General features: G+C 71.9%; 19 protein-coding genes and 1 riboswitch. Of the genes, 11 read left to right on the top strand and 8 right to left on the bottom strand.

What is annotated here, in order from left to right; all coding sequences use genetic code 11:
- The first annotated feature begins 42 nt into the window (after nucleotides 1-42).
- The 7 genes from SD460_RS40850 to SD460_RS40820 all read left to right on the top strand — a co-directional run bounded on the left by SD460_RS40850 (nucleotide 43) and on the right by SD460_RS40820 (nucleotide 9,668).
- The gene (locus tag SD460_RS40850; protein ID WP_290053922.1) at nucleotides 43-1,359 is read left to right on the top strand and encodes a helix-turn-helix domain-containing protein; all 1,317 of its coding nucleotides are present in this window, start codon (nucleotides 43-45) and stop codon (nucleotides 1,357-1,359) included.
- 54 nt (nucleotides 1,360-1,413) lie between these two features.
- Nucleotides 1,414-1,507: riboswitch (glycine riboswitch) on the top strand.
- A 135-nt stretch (nucleotides 1,508-1,642) separates the two neighbouring features.
- Nucleotides 1,643-4,474, top strand: a complete 2,832-nt coding sequence (gene gcvP, locus SD460_RS40845; RefSeq protein WP_318307689.1) for an aminomethyl-transferring glycine dehydrogenase — start codon at nucleotides 1,643-1,645, stop codon at nucleotides 4,472-4,474.
- Nucleotides 4,475-4,531: 57 nt separating this feature from the next.
- Nucleotides 4,532-5,623 (top strand): glycine cleavage system aminomethyltransferase GcvT, encoded by a 1,092-nt coding sequence (gene gcvT, locus SD460_RS40840; protein WP_290053920.1) that lies wholly within the window; start codon nucleotides 4,532-4,534, stop codon nucleotides 5,621-5,623.
- Nucleotides 5,624-5,636: 13 nt separating this feature from the next.
- Nucleotides 5,637-6,014 (top strand): glycine cleavage system protein GcvH, encoded by a 378-nt coding sequence (gene gcvH / locus SD460_RS40835; protein ID WP_290053918.1) that lies wholly within the window; start codon nucleotides 5,637-5,639, stop codon nucleotides 6,012-6,014.
- Nucleotides 6,014-7,288, top strand: a complete 1,275-nt coding sequence (gene glyA / locus SD460_RS40830; protein ID WP_290053917.1) for a serine hydroxymethyltransferase — start codon at nucleotides 6,014-6,016, stop codon at nucleotides 7,286-7,288. Before gcvH ends, glyA begins: the two co-directional genes overlap by 1 nt.
- The gene (gene lipA, locus SD460_RS40825; RefSeq protein WP_290053915.1) at nucleotides 7,285-8,286 is read left to right on the top strand and encodes a lipoyl synthase; all 1,002 of its coding nucleotides are present in this window, start codon (nucleotides 7,285-7,287) and stop codon (nucleotides 8,284-8,286) included. The genes glyA and lipA overlap by 4 nt, the downstream gene beginning before the upstream one ends.
- A 14-nt stretch (nucleotides 8,287-8,300) precedes the next feature.
- Nucleotides 8,301-9,668: an L-serine ammonia-lyase gene (locus tag SD460_RS40820; RefSeq protein WP_290053913.1), complete on the top strand. Its 1,368-nt coding sequence runs from the start codon at nucleotides 8,301-8,303 to the stop codon at nucleotides 9,666-9,668.
- Here SD460_RS40820 and SD460_RS40815 read toward each other — a convergent pair whose 3' ends face one another.
- The 3 genes from SD460_RS40815 to SD460_RS40805 are packed head-to-tail and all read right to left on the bottom strand — an operon-like array spanning nucleotide 9,669 to nucleotide 11,059.
- Nucleotides 9,669-10,031 carry a PIN-like domain-containing protein gene (locus tag SD460_RS40815; protein WP_290053911.1) on the bottom strand — a complete coding sequence of 121 codons (363 nt, stop codon included), beginning with the start codon at nucleotides 10,029-10,031 and terminating at the stop codon, nucleotides 9,669-9,671.
- Nucleotides 10,032-10,065: 34 nt separating this feature from the next.
- The gene (locus SD460_RS40810; protein ID WP_290053909.1) at nucleotides 10,066-10,785 is read right to left on the bottom strand and encodes a DUF433 domain-containing protein; all 720 of its coding nucleotides are present in this window, start codon (nucleotides 10,783-10,785) and stop codon (nucleotides 10,066-10,068) included.
- Between the two features lie 43 nt (nucleotides 10,786-10,828).
- Entirely contained in the window at nucleotides 10,829-11,059 is a 231-nt protein-coding gene (locus SD460_RS40805) for a hypothetical protein (RefSeq protein ID WP_290053907.1), read from the bottom strand.
- A gap of 113 nt (nucleotides 11,060-11,172) precedes the next feature.
- On the opposite strand from SD460_RS40805, the gene SD460_RS40800 reads away from it, so the two are divergent.
- A complete protein-coding gene (locus tag SD460_RS40800; RefSeq protein WP_290053905.1) occupies nucleotides 11,173-11,898 on the top strand; it encodes a FadR/GntR family transcriptional regulator in 726 nt (241 codons plus the stop codon).
- A gap of 170 nt (nucleotides 11,899-12,068) precedes the next feature.
- On the opposite strand, the gene SD460_RS40795 is transcribed toward SD460_RS40800, so the two are convergent.
- Together SD460_RS40795 and SD460_RS40790 are read right to left on the bottom strand one after the other, a co-directional pair.
- Nucleotides 12,069-13,007 carry an NADP-dependent oxidoreductase gene (locus tag SD460_RS40795; RefSeq protein ID WP_318307555.1) on the bottom strand — a complete coding sequence of 313 codons (939 nt, stop codon included), beginning with the start codon at nucleotides 13,005-13,007 and terminating at the stop codon, nucleotides 12,069-12,071.
- Nucleotides 13,008-13,146: 139 nt separating this feature from the next.
- Nucleotides 13,147-13,995 (bottom strand): helix-turn-helix domain-containing protein, encoded by an 849-nt coding sequence (locus SD460_RS40790; protein WP_318307554.1) that lies wholly within the window; start codon nucleotides 13,993-13,995, stop codon nucleotides 13,147-13,149.
- A gap of 54 nt (nucleotides 13,996-14,049) precedes the next feature.
- Here SD460_RS40790 and SD460_RS40785 point away from each other — a divergent pair, with 54 nt between their 5' ends.
- Together SD460_RS40785 and SD460_RS40780 are read left to right on the top strand one after the other, a co-directional pair.
- Nucleotides 14,050-14,544 (top strand): MarR family winged helix-turn-helix transcriptional regulator, encoded by a 495-nt coding sequence (locus SD460_RS40785; RefSeq protein ID WP_290062406.1) that lies wholly within the window; start codon nucleotides 14,050-14,052, stop codon nucleotides 14,542-14,544.
- 66 nt (nucleotides 14,545-14,610) lie between these two features.
- Nucleotides 14,611-16,488 (top strand): transglycosylase domain-containing protein, encoded by a 1,878-nt coding sequence (locus SD460_RS40780; RefSeq protein WP_318307553.1) that lies wholly within the window; start codon nucleotides 14,611-14,613, stop codon nucleotides 16,486-16,488.
- 4 nt (nucleotides 16,489-16,492) lie between these two features.
- Here the strand turns inward: SD460_RS40780 and SD460_RS40775 are convergent, their stop codons facing one another.
- Entirely contained in the window at nucleotides 16,493-17,149 is a 657-nt protein-coding gene (locus SD460_RS40775; RefSeq protein ID WP_290062404.1) for an O-methyltransferase, read from the bottom strand.
- Nucleotides 17,150-17,217: 68 nt separating this feature from the next.
- On the opposite strand from SD460_RS40775, the gene SD460_RS40770 reads away from it, so the two are divergent.
- Entirely contained in the window at nucleotides 17,218-18,540 is a 1,323-nt protein-coding gene (locus SD460_RS40770) for an aminotransferase-like domain-containing protein (protein ID WP_318307552.1), read from the top strand.
- A gap of 3 nt (nucleotides 18,541-18,543) precedes the next feature.
- On the opposite strand, the gene SD460_RS40765 is transcribed toward SD460_RS40770, so the two are convergent.
- Both SD460_RS40765 and SD460_RS40760 read right to left on the bottom strand, forming a co-directional pair.
- Nucleotides 18,544-20,322: a hypothetical protein gene (locus SD460_RS40765; protein ID WP_318307551.1), complete on the bottom strand. Its 1,779-nt coding sequence runs from the start codon at nucleotides 20,320-20,322 to the stop codon at nucleotides 18,544-18,546.
- A gap of 371 nt (nucleotides 20,323-20,693) precedes the next feature.
- Nucleotides 20,694-22,673, bottom strand: a complete 1,980-nt coding sequence (locus tag SD460_RS40760) for an SDR family oxidoreductase (RefSeq protein ID WP_318307550.1) — start codon at nucleotides 22,671-22,673, stop codon at nucleotides 20,694-20,696.
- Nucleotides 22,674-22,725: the final 52 nt, after the last annotated feature.

The following is a 22,725-nucleotide window of genomic DNA, read 5'->3' as shown; positions in this document are numbered from 1 at the left end:
TTGTCCCTGCGCAAAGCTAGCGGGTTTCGTTAGCTTTGTGAGGTGACGCACTGGCGCGCCGACGAGTGGGCGGAAGCGGTCCGGGCCGGCATCCGGTCGCGGGGCCTCTCCCTGGACGAGGCCGCGAGACGCATCGGCGTTCCGACGTCCACCCTGCGCAGCTGGATCGAGCACCGGCACGCGCCGAAGGTGACCGTCTTCGACCACTGGGCGCAGCTCGCCGAGGTCACCGGCGTCGGGGAGGCCGAGCTGCTGCGCGTCGCCGGGGTGCTGCCCGACAGCCTCGCCAGTCCGGTGCACGTCGCTCAGGCCGCGAAGGCGCTGCGGGAGGGGATCGACCAGGCCGGGCAGTTCCTGCGGCAGGCCACGGCGCTCGTCTACTCCTCGCCCGGCACGCAGGTGGCCAACCTGATCGCGGCGTCGCCGATCGACTGGGAGATGCGGATCCGCTCCGCGACCCGCGGGGACGAGGTCCGCGTCACCTACCACCACTACGTCGGGGTCGTGCCGCCGCGGGACTTCCCGTTTTCCGAAGCAGAAGCGCGGCGGATCCTCGAGCACGACATCCTCGGTGAGTTGTGGCGGCCGCTCGGGCTGTACTGGCGGGTCGCGGAGGTGCACGACTGGCACGAGCCGCCGCGGCTGGTCATCCAGGTGCCCGAGCAGGAGGCGACGCGGCCGCCCGTGCCGTCGCCGGTCGCGGCCGCGCCGCCGGTCGTGGTGCTGTCGCCGATCTGGGGGTACGGCGAGCTGCTGGCGTCGCTGGTCGCCGACGGGCTCGGGTTCGGCAACGTCGACTTCCGCTACTTCGGCCTCCCGGACGCGATGGCCGACCGCGTCCGGATCACCGCCCGTGAGCTGGCCGAGCCCGCGCCGCGGCTGGTGCAGTCGGTGCCGCCGATCATGCTGCTGCACGGCCTCGCGGTGCCCGACCTGACCGGACGCCTCCCGGTCGTGGTCCGCTACGGGCCGCGCATGCGGGAGCGGGCGGCCCGCATCTACCGTTCGGCGCTCCTCGAAGCGGGCTTCGACGATCCCCTCGACGGCGCCCGCGCGATCGAGGAGTCGATCGCGGTCCCGCCCGGTTGCGCGTACTACGAGGTGACGCTGGCCGACGAGGACGTCTTCGACGGCGACCGCCCGTCCCTGGACCGGCTCAACGACGCCGTGGCGTGGCACGCCGAGCAGATCGTCGAGCAGGTGCTCCTCGGTGCCGGCCACCCACCCGTGCCGCTGGGCGGGCCGCTCAAGCGGCTGGTCCTGCCTTCGGGCCGGGTGCGGCGCCCGCCCACGCTGGCCGGGAGCGTGGTCCGTCGAGGGCCGGTCGAGGATCACTGTGGCGTTGGCCGGGTGAAGTAGACGGATCTCGAACCCGGCAGGTACCGTAACCGCCACAACTGCAGATCGGGCCGTCGAGCCGAGGCGGGAGAGCCCTCACGAACGTGGTGGGGCACCGAAGGAGCAAACTCCCCGGAATCTCTCAGGTACCAGCTACCGCTTCGCGCGAGGCCACTCTGGAAAGCAGGCGCGCCCGCGCCTCACCCAAGGTGAAAGCCGTGTCGCACACGGTGAAACTCTCAGGTGCCATGACAGAGGGGGAGTTCCCAGCGCACCGTTGTGTGCCCGGCCCGAGGAGCTCCCGATCACCTCTACGCAGTTCGAATCCCGTCACATCGGCCCGTCCGAGGCCGAACGCGCGAAGATGTTGGCCGAGTGCGGCTACAGCAGCCTGGACGCCCTCGTCGGCGCCGCCGTCCCGACCGCGATCCGCGCGACGAAGGAACTCACCCTGCCGCCCGCCGCGTCCGAAGAGGACGCCACCGCGGAGCTGCGCGCCCTCGCCGCGCGCAACCGGCCGATGACGCAGATGATCGGCCTCGGCTACTCCGACACCGTCACCCCCGGCGTGATCCGCCGCAACGTCCTCGAGAACCCGGCCTGGTACACCGCGTACACGCCCTACCAGCCGGAAATCTCCCAGGGCCGGCTCGAAGCGCTCCTCAACTTCCAGACGATGGTCGCCGACCTCACCGGCCTGGCCACCGCGAACGCGTCGCTGCTGGACGAGTCGACCGCCGTCGCCGAGGCCGTCACGCTGATGCGCCGCGCGTCGAAGTCGAAGTCCAACAAGGTCGTGCTCGACGCCGAATGCCTGCCGCAGACCATCGCCGTCGTGCGCACGCGCGTCGAGGCGCTGGGCATCGAGGTCGAGGTCCGCGACCTGCTCACCGGCCTGCCGGACGAGTTCTTCGGCGTCGTCGCCCAGTACCCGGGCGCGTCCGGCGTGCTGCGCGGCCGCGGCTTCTACCACGCGATTTCCGAGTCGGCGAAGGCCGCGGGCGCGCTGTTCACCGTCGCCGCCGACCTCCTCGCGCTCACCCTCGTCACCGCGCCGGGCGAGTTCGGCGCCGACGTCGCCGCGGGCTCGACCCAGCGCTTCGGCGTCCCGCTCGGCTACGGCGGCCCGCACGCCGGGTACATGTCCGTCCGCGCCGGCCTCGAGCGCTCGCTGCCGGGTCGCCTGGTCGGCGTGTCGGTCGACGCCGACGGCAACCCGGCTTACCGGCTGGCGCTGCAGACCCGTGAGCAGCACATCCGCCGCGAGAAGGCGACGTCCAACATCTGCACCGCGCAGGTCCTCCCGGCCGTGCTGGCCGCGATGTACGCGGTCTACCACGGCCCGGACGGCCTGAAGAAGATCGCCCAGCGCGTCCACGGCCTGGCCGCGGGCTTTGCCGACGCTCTCCGCAAGACCGGCGTCGAGGTCGTGCACGAGTCGTTCTTCGACACCGTCGTCGCGCACGTCCCGGGCCAGGCCGCCGAGGTCCACGCCGCCGCGCGCGAGGCCGGGATCAACCTCGGGCACGTCGACGCCGACCACGTCCGCGTCGCCTTCGACGAGGTCAGCACCCCGGCGATCACGGCGAAGGTCCTTCGCGCTTTCGGCGTCGAAGAGGACGTCAACGACGGCGTCGCGCTCCCGAACGGCCTCGCCCGCGAGACCGGCTTCATGGGCCACGAGGTCTTCGGCACCCACCGCTCCGAGACGGCGATGTTGCGCTACCTGCGCAAGCTGTCCGACCTGGACTACGCGCTCGACCGCGGCATGATCCCGCTCGGCTCGTGCACGATGAAGCTCAACGCCACCACCGAGATGGAGCCGATCAGCTGGCGCGAGTTCGCCGGCATCCACCCGTTCGCCCCGGCCGAGGACGCCGAGGGCTACCACACGCTCGTGGGACAGCTCGCGGACTGGCTGGCCGAGGTGACCGGCTACGACAAGGTGTCGCTCCAGCCGAACGCGGGCAGCCAGGGCGAGCTGGCCGGGCTCCTCGCGATCCGCGCGTACCACCGCGCGAACGGCGACGACGCTCGTGACGTCTGCCTGATCCCGTCGTCCGCGCACGGCACCAACGCGGCGTCCGCGGTGCTCGCCGGGATGCGCGTGGTCGTCGTGAAGTGCACCGACGAGGGCAACGTCGACCTGGCCGACCTGCGGTCCAAGGTGGACACGCACAAGGACACCCTGGCCGCGATCATGGTCACCTACCCGTCCACGCACGGCGTGTACGAGCACGACATCGACGAGCTGGCCAAGATCGTCCACGACGGCGGCGGCCAGGTGTACGTCGACGGCGCGAACCTCAACGCCCTGCTCGGCCTGGCCAAGCCGGGCGAGTTCGGCGGCGACGTCTCGCACCTGAACCTGCACAAGACCTTCTGCATCCCGCACGGCGGTGGCGGTCCCGGCGTCGGCCCGGTCGCGGTGCGCGCGCACCTCGCGCCGTTCCTGCCGAACCACCCGCTGCTGGAGGCGGCCGGCCCCGAGACCGGTGTCGGCCCGATCAGCGGCGCGCCCTACGGCTCGGCGTCGATCCTGCCGATCTCGTGGGCGTACGTCCGGATGATGGGCGCGCCCGGCCTGACCGCGGCGACGAAGGTCGCCGTGCTGGCCGCGAACTACGTCGCCTCGCGGCTCGCCCCGCACTACCCGGTGCTCTACACCGGCCAGGACGGCCTGGTCGCCCACGAATGCATCCTCGACCTGCGGCAGATCACGAAGGAGACCGGCGTGACGGTCGACGACGTCGCGAAGCGGCTCATCGACTACGGCTTCCACGCGCCGACCATGTCGTTCCCGGTCGCCGGCACGCTGATGGTCGAGCCGACCGAGTCCGAAGACCTGGGCGAGATCGACCGGTTCATCGCCGCCATGATCGCCATCCGCGCCGAGATCGACGAGGTCGCTTCCGGCAAGTGGAGTGCGGAGGAGTCGCCGCTGCGGGGCGCGCCGCACACCGCCGAGACGCTGGTCGGCGAGTGGGACAAGGCCTACGACCGCGAGCTGGCCGTCTACCCGGCCGGGGTGTCGCGCAAGAACAAGTACTGGCCGCCGGTCCGCCGCATCGACGGCGCCCGCGGCGACCGCAACCTGGTCTGCTCCTGCCCGCCCCTGAGCGAGTACGGCTCGTGAGTGCTTAGTCGGGTTAGAACCCTACTAAGCACTCACGACCCCCTACGGAAGGCGACAATGTCTCGCGAAACCTCCCTGCACGGAGTCCACCAGGGACTCGGTGCGCTGTTCACCGACTTCGCCGGCTGGTCCATGCCGGTCCGCTACGCGAGCGAGCTGGCCGAGCACAAGGCCGTCCGCGAGGCGGCCGGGCTGTTCGACCTGTCGCACATGGCCGAAATCCACGTCACCGGCAAGCAGGCGGCCGACGTCCTGGACTTCGCGCTCGTCGGCAACCTGACCGGGGTCAAGCCGGGCCGCGCGCGGTACACGATGATCTGCGACGCCGAGGGTGGCGTGCTCGACGACCTCGTCGTCTACCGCCTCGCCGACGAGCACTACCTGGTCGTCGCGAACGCGGGCAACGCGAAGGTCGTCGCCGACGCGCTGGCCGAGCGGGTCGCGGGCTTCGACGCCGTCGTCGACGACCGGTCGGAGACGACCGCGTTGATCGCCGTCCAGGGCCCGAACGCCGCGGCGATCCTCGGCGCGGTCACCGACGCCGATCTGGCCGCGCTCAAGTACTACGCCAGCGTCCCGGCCGTCGTGAAGGGTCACGACGTCCTGCTCGCCCGCACCGGCTACACCGGCGAGGACGGCTTCGAGCTGTTCGTCGACGCCGGCGAGGCCCCGGCGATCTGGCGGATCCTGACCGAGGCGGGCGAGGGCCACGGCCTGGTCCCGGCCGGTCTCGCCTGCCGCGACACGCTGCGGCTGGAAGCCGGGATGCCGTTGTACGGCAACGAACTCACCCTCGAGCAGAGCCCGTTCGAAGCCGGGCTCGGCCGCGTCGTCAAGTTCGAGAAGCCGGGCGACTTCGTCGGCCGCTCGGCCCTCGAAGAGCGGGCCGAGCAGGACGTTCCGCGCGTGCGGGTCGGCCTTCGGGGTACCGGTCGCCGGGCCCCGCGCCACGGCTACAAGCTGCTGGCCGACGGGGTCGAGATCGGCGAGGTCACCAGCGGCGCGCTGTCGCCGACGCTGGGGTACCCGATCGCCATGGCGTACGTCGATCGGGCGTACACCGAGCCCGGCACCGAGCTGTCCGTCGACATCCGGGGCAGGATCGAGCCCGTCGAGGTCGTCGCCCTGCCCTTCTACTCCCGCGCGTAAGGACTGTTGAACCGTGAGCATCCCCGAGAACCTGCAGTACACCAAGGAACACGAGTGGCTGTCCGTCGAAGACGGCGTGGCCACGGTCGGCATCACCGCCTTCGCCGCCGAGTCGCTCGGTGACATCGTGTTCGTCCAGCTGCCGGACGCCGGCTCGACCATCACCGCCGGCGAGGTGTTCGGCGAGGTCGAGTCGACCAAGTCGGTCAGCGAGCTGTACGCCCCCGTCTCCGGCGAGGTCGTCGAGGTGAACGGCACCACATCGGACACCCCCGAGGTCATCAACTCGGACCCGTACACCGAAGGATGGCTCCTGAAGGTGCGTCTGTCCGGGGACGTGCCGGAACTGCTCGACGCCGCCGCGTACGCCGCGCACACCCAGGAGAACTGATGACGACGTTCGACCAGCACCTGTCCGAAGTCGACCCCGAGGTCGCCGCGGCCGTCGCCGACGAACTGACCCGTCAGCAGTCCACCCTGGAAATGATCGCGTCGGAGAACTTCGCCCCGGTGGGCGTGCTCGAGGCGCAGGGCTCGGTGCTGACCAACAAGTACGCCGAGGGCTACCCCGGCCGCCGGTACTACGGCGGCTGCGAGCACGTCGACGTCGTCGAGCAGCTCGCCATCGACCGCGCGAAGGCGCTGTTCGGCGCCGAGCACGCCAACGTCCAGCCGCACTCGGGCGCGCAGGCCAACGCGGCCGCGATGTTCGCCGTGCTCAAGCCGGGCGACACGATCCTCGGCCTCGACCTGGCGCACGGCGGCCACCTGACGCACGGGATGAAGATCAACTTCTCGGGCAAGCTCTACAACGTCGTCGCCTACCACGTCGACAAAGAGACCGGCATCGTCGACCTCGCCGAGATCGAGCGCCTGGCCGTCGAGCACCAGCCGAAGCTGATCATCGCCGGCTGGTCCGCCTACCCGCGTCAGCTGGACTTCGCCGAGTTCCGCCGCATCGCCGACCTCGTCGACGCCCGCCTGATGGTGGACATGGCGCACTTCGCCGGGCTGGTCGCGGCCGGGCTGCACCCGTCGCCGGTGCCGCACGCCGACATCGTCACCACGACCACGCACAAGACCCTCGGCGGCCCGCGCGGCGGCCTGATCCTGTCGCGCGCGGAGCTGGCGAAGAAGATCAACTCGGCGGTGTTCCCCGGCCAGCAGGGCGGGCCGCTGGAACACGTCATCGCGGCCAAGGCCGTCGCGCTGAAGATCGCCGCGAGCGACGAGTTCCGCGAGCGTCAGGAGCGGACCCTGGAGGGTTCGCGGATCCTGGCGTCGCGGCTGTCGCAGGACGACTGCTCTTCGGTGGGGGTCCGCGTGCTGACCGGCGGCACCGACGTCCACCTGGTGCTGGTCGACCTGGTCCAGTCCACTCTGGATGGTCAGCAGGCCGAGGACCGGCTGCACGAGGTCGGCATCACGGTCAACCGCAACGCCGTCCCGTTCGACCCGCGCCCGCCGATGATCACGTCCGGCCTGCGCATCGGCACGCCGGCGCTGGCCACCCGCGGGTTCCAGGCCGAGGACTTCGCCGAGGTCGCCGACGTCATCGCGGAAGCACTGAAGCCGGACTTCGACGACGCCCTGCGCTCGAAGCTGCGCGACCGCGTCGAGGCGCTGGCCGCGAAGCACCCGTTGTACGCGGACCTTTCGCGATGAGCGCGCTGCCCGAGGGCCGGAAGCTGCTGCGGCTGGAAGTCCGCAACAGTGAGACGCCGATCGAGAAGAAGCCGCCGTGGATCAAGACGCGGGTGCGGATGGGGCCGGAGTTCACCGAGCTCAAGGGTCTCGTGCGCCGCGAAGGCTTGCACACCGTCTGTGAAGAGGCCGGTTGTCCCAACATCTACGAGTGCTGGGAAGACCGTGAGGCCACCTTCCTGATCGGTGGGGACCAGTGCACGCGGCGTTGTGACTTCTGCCAGATCGACACGGGTAAGCCCGCTGAGCTGGACCGGACCGAGCCGCGGAAGGTCGCGGAGTCCGTTCAGGCCATGGGTTTGCGGTACTCGACGGTCACCGGTGTGGCTCGCGATGACCTTCCCGATGGTGGCGCGTGGTTGTACGCCGAGACCGTGCGGCAGATCCACGAGCTGAACCCGGGTACCGGTGTCGAGCTGCTGATCCCGGACTTCAACGCGGACCCCGACCAGCTGGCCGAGGTGTTCGGGTCGCGGCCGGAGGTGCTGGCGCACAACGTGGAGACGGTGCCGCGGATCTTCAAGCGCATCCGTCCGGGTTTCCGGTACGCGCGTTCGCTGGAGGTCATCACCAAGGCACGTGAGTTCGGGCTCGTGACGAAGTCGAACCTGATCCTGGGCATGGGCGAAACTCCTGAAGAGGTCGCCCCCGCGATGCAGGACCTGGTCGACGCGGGCTGCGAAATCCTGACGATCACGCAGTACCTGCGTCCCTCCCCGCGGCACCACCCGGTGGACCGCTGGGTGAAGCCGGAGGAGTTCGTCGAGCATTCGCAGGCGGCGGAGGCGATGGGTTTCGCGGGCGTGATGGCGGGGCCGCTGGTGCGGTCGTCGTACCGCGCGGGACGGCTGTACGCGCAGACCAAGGGCTACCGTGGAGAGGAGCTGCCGGAAAACCTGCGGCACCTCGCCGACCAGGGCCCGGCCGCGCAAGAAGCCAGCTCACTGCTGGCGCGATAGGAAGGGGCGGATCAATGGCGATCAGCGTCTTCGACCTGTTTTCCATCGGCATCGGCCCGTCGAGCTCGCACACCGTCGGGCCGATGCGGGCGGCACTGACCTTTGTGGACGGTCTCGGCGACGACCTCCCGAAGACGTCGCGCGTGCAGGCCGAGCTGTTCGGCTCGCTCGGCGCGACCGGGTTCGGCCACGGCAGCGACAAAGCCGTCCTGCTCGGGCTTTCCGGTGAACGTCCCGAAGAGATCGACACCGACACCGTGCCGGTGCGCGTCGCGGAAATCCGCGAGTCCGGGCGGCTGCTTTTGGGCGGCACGCACGAAATCGCGTTCGACGAGGACAACGACCTCACCATGCACCGCCGCAAGTCGTTGCCCGCGCACCCGAACGGCATGGTGTTCCGCGCGTTCGACGCGTCGGGCTCGTTGCTGCGCGAACGGACGTACTACTCGGTCGGCGGCGGTTTCGTCCGCGACGAGTCGTACGAGACGGACACGGTGTTCGTCGAGGACGCGACGCCGGTGCCGTACCCGTTCCGCACCGGGGCGGACCTGCTCGGGCACTGCGCCGAGACGGGCCTGCCGATCAGCGAGATCATGCTGGCGAACGAGCTGGCCTGGCGTTCTGCTTCGGAAGTGCGTTCGGGGCTGCTGGACATCTGGGCGGTCATGGCGGAATGCGTCCGCAACGGCTGCACGCACGAAGGCGTCCTGCCGGGCGGCCTGAAGGTGCCGCGGCGCGCTAAGTCGTTGCACGAGAAGCTGTTGGCCGAAGACGGCGTGGACGACCCGTTGTACGCGATGGACTGGGTGAGCCTGTACGCGCTGGCGGTCAACGAGGAGAACGCGGCGGGCGGCCGCGTGGTCACGGCCCCGACCAACGGCGCGGCCGGCATCATCCCGGCGGTGCTGCACTACTACCAGCGCTTCATCCGGCACTCGAACGACGACGGCATCGTGAAGTTCATGCTGACGGCGGGCGCGATCGGCTCGATCCTCAAGCAGACGGGCTCGATCTCGGGCGCCGAGGTCGGCTGCCAGGGCGAAGTCGGCTCGGCGTCGGCGATGGCGGCGGCGGGCCTGACGGAGGTCCTCGGCGGCTCGCCGGCCCAGGTGGAGAACGCGGCGGAGATCGGGGTGGAGCACCACCTCGGCCTCACCTGCGACCCGGTCGGCGGCCTGGTCCAGATCCCGTGCATCGAGCGCAACGCGGTCGGCGCGTCCAAGGCGATCCACGCGGCCCGCATGGCCATGCGCGGCGACGGCAGCCACGTGGTGACCCTGGACAAGGCGATCAAGACGATGCGCGAGACCGGCGCGGACATGAGCGTGAAGTACAAGGAAACCGCCCGCGGCGGCTTGGCGGTGAACGTCATCGAGTGCTGATCAGCGTCTTCGTTTGCGCAGCACGAACCGCTCGACTCCGTGCCGGGTGATCTTCCAGACGTCCGGGGTTCGATCAGCCGACAGCGTGACGATGTCCGTGAGGTTCGTTTCGACGAGGTGCAGCAGGAGGTCGCGGGTCGCTTCGCCGGGGAGGTAGAACATGTGCACCTTCGCGGAGCGGTACGCGGCCAGCTCGTCCGGGCGTTCCATGATCTTGGCGTCCCGGTTCAAGACAACCCAACCGGTTCCGGCGATCCGCCCCAACCACTCGGTGTCCGCGGCGCCGAGTGATTCCGCGCGGGTGCCGAACACCTCCGGCGGTGTGTGGCAGGTGTAGCCGAGCGTGGTCAGAAAACGTCGCACACTACGGGTGACGGCGTTCTCGTCGAGGTAGAACTCAGGCGGCGCGGCCCAGGAGCACGCGTGCGGCGGCTCGGACGGCTTCGATGCCGATTCCGTGTTCTTCGGCGACGACGGCAGGTTCTTCACCTGCTTTCAGCATGGCCGCGACGTTGGAGACACGTGCACCGGAGCCGACGAAGACCGGCTGGCCCGAAGATCGATAGGGGTCGATGGCGACCTTCGAGGGTTCGAACGTCCTGAGCTTGAGGTGGTTCGGGTAGTCGTCGGTGCCGAAGCCCACGTAGGTCAGGTAGTCCTGGACGATTTCGCGAATCACCGTCTGGCCGGAACGCCCTTCGATCAACCCGGCTCCGGCCTCGGTCTTGGAGAAGTCCCACAGCACCGAGATCCCATCGGTCACGAGTGCGGGGGACACGAGGACGTATTCGCGTCCGAACTCGTTCTGCAGTTTCTTGAGAGCGGGCCGGATTTTCTGCGGACGGACGCCGGCTTGGCGGAGCCCCTCGAGAACCCAGGCCTCGGCGAGGGCGATGAACGGGACGCTGGCCTGCCGGATGCTCTCCGGCTCGGAGACGTGGAGGAGCGGGCCGCCGTGCGGATAGCCACGGGCCCAGCGGTGGAACGTCTGCTGCGGGATCCCCAGGTGCCGAGCAGCGTCGGTCATGCTCATCAGCGGCCGGGCGAACCTCACGTCGTTTTCCACGCGTCCTCCTCTCGGAAAAGACCATACTGCTCGATCGCTGAGGGTGATCACCAGACACGCGCGGCGACAGTTCCCGGGAAAGTGCCGCTTCGGCTCAGCGCGGTTCGTCTTCCGGTTCGGACGCCAGCCGCAGGCCTACTTCGACCAGGGTCCAGCCGAGCTGCTGGCGTCTCGTGCCCGTGCGGCGTCGGGGCGTCGCACGGCCGGGAGGGCGGTTGCGCACGCCGTGGCGCATCTCGTTCTCCCGCTCGTGGACCAGGTCCTCGGCCATCAAGAAGTGCACCGGATCGCCCCCTGCGTCGATGTTCGGTGTCGGTCGCTCCATCGTCGCTCACCGTGGCCGTCCGGATCCACCGGTTTTCCGCGCCGCGAACAGCCGGGGGCCGGGGGTCCCACGCAGTGTGACCGCCGGCCGGGTGCGGCGCCTAGACTCGCGGGATGGAGTCGACCTCGGTGGCGAACGCCGGTGAAGCGCTGTTCCGGCCGGTTCGCGCGGGCAACGCCTTCGAGGAGACCGTCGAGCGGCTGCTGCAGGCCATCCGGCTCGGCGTGGTCGGCGCGGGGGAGCGGCTGCCGTCGGAACGGGAGCTGGCCGAGCGGCTCGGCGTCAGCCGCGTGACGCTGCGGGAAGCCATCCGCGCCCTCTCCGACGCTGGTTACGTGGAGTCACGGCGGGGGCGGTACGGCGGCACGTTCGTGAACGAGAGCCTTCCCGCACCCTCCGAGAAGTCACCCAGCGGAAGGGTCGACGCCGTCGCGCTGGAGGACGCGCTGAGCCTCCGCTACGTCCTCGAGACCGGGGTCGCCGAGATGGCCGCCGCGCGCTCGCTGAGTCCCGCCGACCGCCAGCACCTCACCGGAACGCTCGCCGAGGCCGCGGGCGCCGCCCTCGAGGACTACCGGCGCAAGGATTCCCGGCTGCACCTGGCGATCGCCGAGGTCACCGCGTCCGGCTCCCTGACCACGGCGATGGCCGACGCCCGCACCCGCGTCAACCAGCTGCTCGACCGCATCCCGCTGCTCCCGCCCAACCTCGAGCACTCCAACGCCCAGCACGAGGCCATCGTCGACGCGATCCTCGCGGGCGACGCTCCCGCCGCCCGCCAGGCGATGGCCGAGCACATCGAGGGCACGGCGTCCCTCTTGCGCGCCTTCCTGTCCTGACGCTCAGGGCCGCGCACCCCACCCTCGCCGGGACGACCTGGCGGGCCACTGCGCCTTCGGCCGCGTAGGGTCGCCAGCTCGGTGACATTGCCCCGCAGCGCACCGCCCCGCTTTGCCGCGCACCGCACCCTCGGCGCCAGGGCGCGGCACCGGCCCGGCTCACTCAGGCGTCAGGCCGGGACAACGACCACTTTGCCGTGCACCGCGCCTTCCGCCGCGCGCGCGTGCAGCGCCGGCAGCTCGGGCAACGACACCCGCTCGGCCACCTCGACGCGCAGTTCGCCCCGGTCGACCAACGCCACCAGCTTCGCCAGCTGCCCCGCGTCGCTGCGGACGAACAGGTCGATCCCGCGTACCCCGCGCTCTTCGTCGGACGGCGCGGGCATCCACACCGTCGTGTTGACCAAGACCCCGCCCGGCCGCACCAGCGTCACCAACGCCGCCAGCGCAGCCGGGTCGACCGGGGCCAGGTTGAGCGCGACGTCCACCGGCTCGGTCACCGCCGACGGCACGCTCGTGGTGGTGTGGTCCACCACCTCGTCCGCACCCGCCGCTTTGACCGCTTCGGCGCTGCGGGGTCCGGCGATGGCGATGACGTGGGCGCCGGCTCCCTTGGCCAGCTGCACGGCGTAGCCGCCGACCGCGCCGCCGGCGCCGTTGACCAGCACTCGCTGCCCGGCCGTCAGCCCGGCGTGGTCGAACAGTGCCTGGTACGCGGTCAGCCCGACCAGCGGCAGCGCCGCGGCGTCGGCCAGCGGGACGTCCTGGGGAGCCGCCGTCAGGACGTCGGCCGGCGCGAGGACGTACTCCGCGGCCGCGCCGTCGCCGTCCATCGGCAGGAAGCCGACGACCCGGTCGCCGAGCTCGAGGCCGTCGACGCCGTCGCCCAGCGCGTCGACCGTGCCGGCGACGTCGATGCCGGGCGTGTGGGGCAGCTCGACCGGGATGGGGCCGCGCATGAAGCCGCCGCGGATGTTGCCGTCGACCGGGTTGAACGACGTCGCGGCGACCCGGACGCGGACCTGCCCGGCGGCGGGCACCGGCAGGGTCACGTCCTCGTAGCGCAGGACTTCGGGGGCGCCGTAGTCGTGGAAACGCACTGCCTTCATCGGAGTTCTCGCTTTCGGAGAGAGCCATGTGCTTCGAATTCGAAGCAACTGTGGACCACGCTACAGCTGCTTCGAATTCGAAGCAAGTGGTGTCCGTCACCTTGATCCACGCGGCTCAGGATCGTGGCCGCGGCCCCGCTCAGCCTGGGCCGGTTTGGCCCACCCTGAGCACGGACGGCCCGTCGGAGGCGCGCACGACCTCGCCGAGGCGGGCCGCGTCGGCCGAGCCCGGGGCCGCGGTGAGGACCACCGCCATCAGGTCGTCCCCCGGCACGCCGAGCAGGCTGCCGTCGAGCGCGATGCCCTCGCCGTCCGGTGTGCGGAACACCGCCCGGTTCTCGAAGGCGGACACCGTTTCCGGGTTGCGCCACAAGGTGTCGAACGCGCGGCTGCTGCTCCGCAGCTCGTCGACGAGCTCGCCGAGTGCGGGGTCGGCCGGGTGGCGCAGGTGCGTGTCGCGCAGCCGGGCCGCGAGCGCGGCCCGGAACCCCGCCTGGTGCTCGTCGGTCCGCGCGATTTCCCCGCGTGCGTCGCAGAACGTGCGCCACGCGACGTTCCACTCCCACGCGCGCCCGGTCGCCGCTGCGCCGCCGAGCGCGAGCCACGCGCCGTTGACGGCGACGACGTTCCACGCGGTGTCGGTCAGGAACGCGGGAGTGCCGTCGAACCGTTCGAGCAGCCGCATCGCCGCCACGCCGGCTTCGCGCGGCACCTGGCCGTCCGTCGGCGCGTACCCGGCGAGGGCGCAGAGCCGCTCGTAGTCCGCCCGGCTGACCCGCAGCGCGCGGGCGATGGCGGTCACCACGCCGGCCGACGGGTGACGGCGCCCCTGCTCCAGCCGTCGCACGTAGTCCGCGGACACCCCGGCCAGCTCGGCGAGCTCTTCCCGGCGGAGGCCGCGGACCCGCCGCCCGGGCCGCGGTCCGCCGGCCGGCTCGGTGCGCTCGCGCAGCCGGCGGACCGCGGCGCCGAGGTCGGTCAGCGACATGGCGCCAGTCTGCACCACCGGACTTCTTCGAATTCGAAGCAGTACACTGCGGTCATGGCCCCACCGTCACTCGACCCCGTGCAGCTCGGCGCCTACTTCGACCTCATCGAGGTGACCAGCCTGCTGCGGCACGCGGTCGAGCAGCAGCTGAAGGAGGCCGGCGAGCTCAGCTACGTGCAGTTCCAGCTGCTGGCCCGGCTCGGGGACTCGCCGACGGGCAGCCACCGCATGACCGACCTGGCCGACGGCGTCGTCTACAGCCGCAGCGGCCTGACCTACCAGGCGAGCCTGCTCGAGAAGGCGGGCCTGGTCACCCGCGCCCCGTCCCCGGACGACGAGCGGAGCACCACGGTCACCATCACCGACGCCGGGCGCGAGCGGCTCGCCCGCGTGCTGCCCGGGCACGTCGAGGTGGTCGCCGGCCTGCTCTTCGAGCCGCTGTCCCGCGACGACGTCGCGACCCTCGCCGGCCTGCTGGCGCCGGTGCGGGACCACATGCGCTCGACGCCACCCCGCTCGGCGGCGGCCCGGGCCAAGGGCAAGTCCTGACCGCTTCCTGACAGGATTCGAACAACCTCCACAGAACCTTCTCACCCGGTCGGCCGTCATCCATTCGTGACCTTGCCGACCGAGGAACCGACCGAGGAACCGAAGACCCCGCGGCAGCGGCGGTGGCGGCGCGCCCGGCGGATCGCTTACTGGACCTTCGGCACGCTCGTCGGCGTCCCGCTGATCGCGTTCTGGGTCGCCTACCTCGTGCTCGACGTCCGCAGCCCGCAAGAGGTCCTGGCGGAGCTGGACAAGACCGTCGTGCTGCAGTACGCCGACGGTTCCGAGCTGCTGAAGGTGATCCCGGCCGACGGCGACCGGATGTTCGTGCCCTACGCGCAGGTTCCGGCGAAACTGCGGGACGCCATCATCGCCACCGAAGACCCGACCTTCTGGGACAACCAGGGTTTCGACCCGACCGGCATCGGCCGCGCGTTCCTCACCGGCGTCGGCGGCGGGTCCGGGATCACCCAGCAGTACATCAAGAAGTCCACCGGTGACGACGACGCCACGATCGGCCGCAAGTTCGCCGAGCTCGTGCTGGCCACGAAGATCACGCAGGAGCAGAGCAAGGAACAGATCTTCGAGAGCTACGTCAACATCATCTCCTTCGGCCGCGGCACGTTCGGGCCCGCCGCGGCGATGAACGCCTACTTCGGCAAGAAGCTCGACGACTCGATCACCTGGAGCGAAGCGGCTTTCCTCGCCGGGATGATCCAGTCGCCGTCGGTGCACGACCCGGCCGCGTCCGGCGAGGCGCACGCCACGCGGCGCTGGGAGTACGTGCGCGACAAGCTCCGCGGCCGCGGGTACGTGAAGAGCGGCGAGGCGATGGCGTACCCCGGCCCGGAAATCCAGCCGCCGTCGGAAACCCGCGCCGGCCGCGTCACCTACGACGAATTCCACGTCAAGCAGCAGGTGCTCGCCGAGCTCGACCGGGACGGCTTCCCGCTCGGCCGGCTCCAGCAGGGGAACATGACGGTCGAGACGACGCTGGACCGCGGGATGCAGGACGCCGCCAAGAAGTCGTTGCAGGACAGGCTGAAGAACGAACCGAAGGAGTTCCGCGGCGCGGTCGTCGCGATCGACCCGCGCAGCGGTGCCGTCCGCGCCTACCACGGCGGCGACCAGGGCGTGCGCGACTACGCGGGCACGCCGCACGCGCCGGGCTCGGCGTTCTACCCCTTCACGCTCGCCGCGTTGCTGCGCCACGGCTACGGCGCGGACCAGCCGATCCCGTCGCCGTCGAAGCTCGAGTTCCTCGGCGAGAGCTTCCAGTACCCGGACGTCTGCGGCCCGAAGTGCACCCCGCGCACGGCGATGGCGAGCCACGCCGACGGTCCCTTCGTCGCGCTGGCGAAGCAGATCGGCCCGGACGCGCTGAGCGACACCGCGCGCCAGGCCGGCATCCCGGACGCCGTCGACGGCGTCCCGACCATGCGCGAGAAGGACGGCTTCCTCATCGGGCCGGGCATCGCGATCGGCCGGTACCCGTTGCGGCCGCTCGACCTGGCCGGCGCCTACGCGACCTTCGCCGCCGACGGGCAGCGCACGACCCCGCACCTGGTCGCGAAGGTGCGGGACGAGAGTGGCGCGGTGGTCTGGGAAGCCCCGGACACCGCGCGCCCGGCGTTCGGCGACGAGAGCGCCCGCATCGCCCGCGACGTCACCGGCACGCTGGCCGGCGACGGCGGGGCCGCGCTGCGCACCGGCGAGGCCGAGCACGGCAACAGCCCGGACAACCAGGACGCCTGGGCGGTCGGCTACACCCGGGAGCTCTCGACGGCGGTCTGGATCGGCTCCGACGACGACCGGCGGCTGAAGGACGCCAGTGGCGCGAAGCTGACCGGCGACGTCGTCCCGGCCGACGTCTGGCGCGGCTTCATGACGGCGGCGCACCAGGTGGTGCCGCCGCCGTCGCCGGTGGCGCGGCCGCCGCGCTGAGCGGTCAGGTCACGATGGCCAGCACGAAGCCGTCGTGCCCCTTGCTCCCGACGGTCTGGACGGCGGTCGCGTCCAGCCTCGGCTCGGCGGCGAGCACCTCGAACATCGCCCGCGCGCCCTGGACGTTCGGGTCGTCGCTGCTCGCGTCGGCGACCCGGCCCTGGCGCACGACGTTGTCGACGACGATCGTGGTGCCCGGCCGGGACAGCTCCAGCGCGGCCCGCACGTAGTTCGCCAGGTTGGCCTTGTCGGCGTCGATGAACACGAAGTCGAACGGCCCGTCGAGCGTGGGCAGCGTGTCGAGCGCGGCGCCGACCCGGATCTCGGCGACGTCGTCGCCGAAGCCCGCGCGCGCCAGGTTCGCCCTCGCGACTTCCGCGTGCTTCGGCTCGTATTCGCAGGTCACCAGCTTGCCGCCGGCCGGGAGCGCGCGGGCCAGCCAGATCGTGCTGTACCCGCCGAGCGTGCCGATCTCGAGGATCGTCCGCGCCCCGGACAGGCGCGCGAGCAGGTTCAGCAGCTTGCCCTGGTTGGGCGCGACGGCGATGGACGGCAGCCCGGCGGCGGCCGAGCCGGCCAGCGCGTCGTCGAGCACCGGATCGGGGGCGAGCAGCGCTTCGGTGAGGTAGTCGTCCACTTCGGCCCAGGTCTTGTCGGTCATGGCACCTCCACGATCAATTTAGCGGGCTGGGATCATGGTCCGGATCGACCGGAAGCGGGAAGGTGGACATGGACGACTACCGCGTCGTCGCGGACGCCCTCGCCGCCGACATCGAGGCGGGCCGGCTCCGCCCCGGTGACCGGCTCCCGCCGCAGCGCCGGTTCGCGCGGCAGCGCGGCCTCGCGAACTCCACCGCCGCCCGCGTCTACGGCGAGCTCGTGCGGCGCGGCCTGGCCGTCGGCGAGGTGGGCCGCGGGACGTTCGTCCGGGCCGCGAAGCCGCCGCCCGAGCCCGCGCTCGCCGAGCCCGGTGACGCCCGCGTCGACCTCGAGCTCAACTTCGCGGTCCTGCCCGAGCAGTCGGCGCTGCTGGCGAAGGCGCTGGAACCGTTGCTGCGCGCCGACGTCCTCACCGCGGCCCTGCACCCGATCGGCGCCGCGGGCACGCCGGCGGCGCGGACGGCGGCGGCGTCGCTGCTCACCCGCGGCGGCTGGCGGCCGGACCCCGCGACGATCCTGTTCACCGGCAACGGCAGGCAGGCCATCGCGGCGGCGATCGCCGCGTTCGTCCCGGTGGGGGCGCGGCTCGCGGTGGAGTCGCTGACGTACCCGGTGGTCAAGGCGCTCGCGGCGCGGCTCGGGATCGAGCTCGTGCCGATCGAAACCGACGAAGACGGGCTCGTGCCGGCGGCGCTCGCCGCGGTGGAGCCGGTGCGCGCGCTGTACGTCCAGCCGACGCTGCACAACCCGCTCGGCACGACGATGTCCGCGCGCCGGAGGGAAGAACTGGCCGACGTCGTCGCGCGGCTCGACCTCCCGGTGATCGAGGACGGCATCTACACGTTCCTGCGCGACGACGTCCGGCCGTTCGCCGCGTACGCGCCCGAGCGGACGATCTTCGCCGACAGCCTGTCCAAACGCGTGGCCCCCGGCCTGACCGCGGGTTTCCTGGTGCCGCCACCGCACTGGGCCGCGCGGCTGGCGTCGTCCGTGCGTTCGGGCGGCTGGACGGCGTCGCGGTTCGCGGTCGAAGCGGCGACCCAGTGGATCGTGACCGGCACCCTCGCCGAAGTCGAGGCCGCGAAGCGCCGGGACGCCGCCGCGCGAGCGCTGGTGGTCGCGGAAAAGCTGCCGGGCCTGCGCGGCGACGCGGGTTCGTACCACCGCTGGTGGGAGCTGCCGGAGCGCTGGCGAGCCGACACGTTCGTGGCGGCCGCGGCCCGCCGCGGGATCGCGCTGTCCCCGGCGGCCGCGTTCGCCGTGCTCCCGGGGCACGCACCGAACGCCGTGCGGGTCGCGGTGTCGGCCCCGCCGGTGGAAACCCTGGCCGCCGCGCTGGACGTCCTGGCCGGGCTGGCGAGCGGGAGTCCGGACGACCTGCTGGCCGACTGAAGCTCAGGGTGCGTACTTGCCCACGAAGCTGCCGCAGGTCACCACACGGCCGGTGAGCCGGGCCTGGATCGCCCGCTCCAGCCCGAGGTAGGTGAACACCGGGGTGTCGGCGGGGACCTCGGCCGGCACCGGGCCGCCGGTGGCCAGTAGCCGGCTCGGCACCGTCTGGAACAGCACGAGGTAGCCGCCTTCGCGGTTCAGCTCGTCGCTCTTCGCGAGCATCCGCTCGGGTGCGTCGCCGACGATCTCCAGCGGCAGCGGCCATTCCAGCGGGAACGGGTTGGTCAGGCCGAAGGCGGGGTAGGCGAACGCGTTGTCCGGCAGGACGGCCGTCCGCGGGGCCGGGAAGCGGTCTAGGCAGTCGCGGATCTGCCGGACGTAGGCGTACGTCGAGGGGTTCGTGCGGATGCCGGCCATCGCCGGGCTGACGTCGCCGAGGTCGGCGGTCAAGCGGTCGTGCCCGAGGTCGAGGTAGGCCGCCTGGTCGTGGCGCGCGACGACGACCCAGCCGCACACCGCGACCGCGGTCAGCCCGGCCGTCGCGGTCACCCAGCGCCGCGCCAGCCGCGGCCGCGCCGGCACGAGGTGGCTCAGCAGCAGCAACGCCGTCAGCGCGAGGGTGCCGGTGAGCAGCGTGGGCGTGTCGTTGCCCCACGACAGGCTGGTCATGAACCCGGTGGCGAGCACGAGCAGGCCGGCCCACGGCACCTTCCGCCGCACGGCCGCGTTCACCGGCACGCTGACCGCGACGATCCACCACAGGACGTCGGCCCAGCGCGAGGACCCGGTGAACCGGCCGTCGACCACGGTCCAGACCACCGCGGCCGCCCCGGCGAGCACCAGCACCCAGGACGCGGCCCGCCCGGCCGCGCCGAGCCGGTCGCCGGGCAGCCGGACGGCCAGCAGCACCACGGCGATCGCGGCGAAGAACCCCAGTTCGCGCACCGGCGCCCGCGTCAGCGCTTCGGGGTCGGCCAGCCACAGCCCGAGCAGCCGTTCGCCGTACGCGGGCACGCCACCGGTGAGCTGCTCGACCATCTCGGAAAACCCGCCGCCGAGGGCGACCCACGCCACGTACGCCAGCCCGGGCGCGCCGAGCGCGAGCAGGTCGAGCAGCAGCCGCAGCACGCGCCGGGCGCCCGTCCGGGTGGCCGGGTGCAGCAGCAGCCACAGCACGCCGATCACGGCGGCCAGCGCGAAGCTCTGCTTCACGAACACGGCGCAGCCGAGCAGCACCAGCCCGCCGCGGCGGGCGAGCGCGCGGCCGGTGCGCAGGCCGGTGTCGAGCGCCCAGGCACCGCACGCGGTGAGCGCGATGCCGTCGACGGTGTGCCAGGCCATCAGCGGGAAGGCGTTGAGGTTGATCAGCGACGCGGCCGCGACCATCGCCGTCATGCCCGGGCCCCAGTCGAGCACCCGGCGCCGGGTGACGAGCGCGGCGAACGCGATCGTCGCCACGATGATCTCGATCATGGACAGGAAGCTCGACCCGAAGAACAGCGGCATCGGGAGGGCGAAGTCGACGACGTGCAGCACGGCGGAGCCGAGCGGGCGCGCGGAGATGATGTCGGCGTGCGGCACTTCGCCGTGCAGCACGCGCCACGCCTGCGCGAGGATGAAACCCTGGTCGGAGGGGTGGAACCCGAAGCGGCCGACACGCAGTTCGGTGGCCAGCGCGAGGAGCACGACCCAGCCGGCGTGGATCCCCCAGCGCACCAGGGGCCGGGAAGCCTTCGGGGGCGCGGGTTCCGCGGCGGCGTGCGCAGGACTCGCCACGTCCACGCCTCGCCCGCCTTCCGCTCCCCGATCACACCCGGGAGCGATGGTACTGGCCGGACCGGTCACCGGCATGGCCCGCACCACCGGCCCGAAGTCCGTCCCGCCGGGCGGCCGGTCGTAGTGAATGACTCATTCCTGTCGTCCGACGACAGGAATGAGTCATTCACTACATGCGGGGGCGCGGCGGCCCGGCGCGGGTTCACCCGATGGTGGGCCGTGCGGTGCCGATCTCGGCTGTCTTGTCGGCGCGTGCCCCAGCGGTGGTTTCCGGCATTTCGAACTCCCCAGTTCACGCCCGTACCGGTGTACGGGACTCGCGCGAGGGTAGAAGTACCGTCGCCGCCGTGCCAGCGTTTCGGCGGAATTCGCGGGGATCAAGCACGACGGCGCCAGATCGAGCGGGTCACCGCCGCCGCGATCGACGCCGGCGCGGGCCGGCGGGGCAGGTCGCGGGCCTCGGGCGCCGACTCGCGCATCGCCGAATACGCGAGGTGCGCGGTGAAGCGGGCGAGCCGCGGCGCGACGAGCGTCGCCAGCTCGGCCGCCCGGCCTTCGGGCAGGCTCAGCACCTCCGGCCGCTCCTCGCACGCCTTCACGACCAGGGCCGCCGCGCGTTCCGGGCTGCTCGACGGGAGACCGCGGTAGCCGGTCGGCGCGATCATCGGCGTCCGGACCAGCGGCATCCGCACCGACGTGAACGTGACGCCGTCGGAGAGCGTCTCGCGCCCGGCCGCCAGCCCGAACTCCTCCAGCGCCGCCTTCGACGCCAGGTACGCGGAGAAGCGCGGGGTGTCGGTCTGCAGGCCCTGGGTCGTCACGTTGACGACGTGGCCGAACCGGCGCGCGGTCATCGACGGCAGGAACCCGAGGATCAGCCGCACCGGGCCGAAGTAGTTGATGGCCATCGTGCGCTCGAAGTCGTGGAACCGTTCGGTGGACAGCGCGACCGAACGCCGGATCGACCGGCCCGCGTTGTTCACCAGCACGTCCACCGCGCCGTGCTCGCCGAGGACGTCCTTGACGAGCGCGTCGACCGCGTCGCCGTCGGTGAGGTCGCACGGGTATGCCGCCGCGGTGCCGCCCGCCGCGAGGATCTCCGCCCGCACCTCTTCGAGTTCCGACGCGCGGCGGGCCACGAGGATCACTTTCGCGCCCTTGCGCGCCACCGCGAGCGCCGACGCCCGGCCGATCCCGGACGACGCGCCGGTGATCAGCACCGTCCGCCCGGACAGGCCGCGGGTGCGGCGGGCGCGGTCGGGGTCGAGGTGGGCCCGCCAGTACCGGTACAGCGGCGCCGCGTAGTCCCGCAGTTCGGGGAGTTCGATGCCGCTGCCGAACAACGCCGTCGTCGTGCGGGCGGTGTCGAACTCGACGGGCATGCTCAGGTGCGGCAGCACTTCCAGCGGAACGCCCAGCTCTTCCAGGACGGCGGCCCGCGTGGCCCGGCCGCCGGGCAGGCGGTCGATCCCGGCCGCGGCCGCCTTGGCGACCCGTCCGCCCGCGCGCCGGAGCACCCCGGACGGCCGGGCGGGCAGCGCGGCCCGGATCACCGGCCCGCCGGCGGCGCGCGCGAAGGCGTTGTAGACGGAGTTGAGCGACTGCGGCCGCGCGGCCGCGAGGTGGTACGTCGAGCCCGAAGGCGCGTCCCGGTGCATCAGGTGCTCCATCGCCTCGACGACGTAGTCGACGGGCACCAGGTTCGTCGCGCCGAGATCGGGGGCGGCCAGCGGAAGGCGGCTGGGCAGCGCCGCCAGCCGCGAGATCGCGGGCAGGAAGAAGTAGGGCCCGTCGACCTTGTCCATCTCGCCGGTGCGCGAGTCGCCGACGACCGCGGACGGCCGGTAGACGCGGAAGGGCAGGGCCTGCTCGCGGACGAGCTTCTCGGCCTGGAACTTCGTCGCGTGGTACGGCGAGCCGAAGCGCTGCCCCAGGTCGAAGTCGGCCTCGGTGAACCGCCCGGTGTGGTCGCCCGCGACGGCGATCGACGACACGTGGTGCACCAGCCCCGCCCGCGCCGCGGCGGCGAAGGCGAGCAGGTGCCGGGTGCCCTCGACGTTGGCGCGCCGGTTGGCTTCTTCGCCCGCGGTGAGGTCGTAGACCGCGCCCAGGTGGACGACGTGGTCGAGGTGCCCGAGCCCTTCGGGATCGACGCCGAGCCGGGGTTCGGCGAGGTCGCCGACCACCGGGTGCAGCTTGTCCGCGCCCGCCCAGCCCCGGCTCAGCGCGGTCAGCCGCTCGCGGGAGGTCTCCCGCACCAGCGCGTGCACGGTGGACGTCTCCGGCCGCCGGAGCAACCGCGCGACCAGGCGTTTCCCGATGAAGCCCGTCGCACCCGTCACGAAGTAGGTCGTCATGGCCGGTCCCTTCCGTCAAGGGCCGACTCTAACCTACTGATAAGTAGAAACG

It is taken from the genome of Amycolatopsis solani (assembly GCF_033441515.1).
GTDB lineage: Bacteria > Actinomycetota > Actinomycetes > Mycobacteriales > Pseudonocardiaceae > Amycolatopsis > Amycolatopsis solani.
The sequence above is the reverse complement of the archived record's forward strand: the minus strand, read 5'-3'. Positions and strand labels throughout refer to the sequence as shown.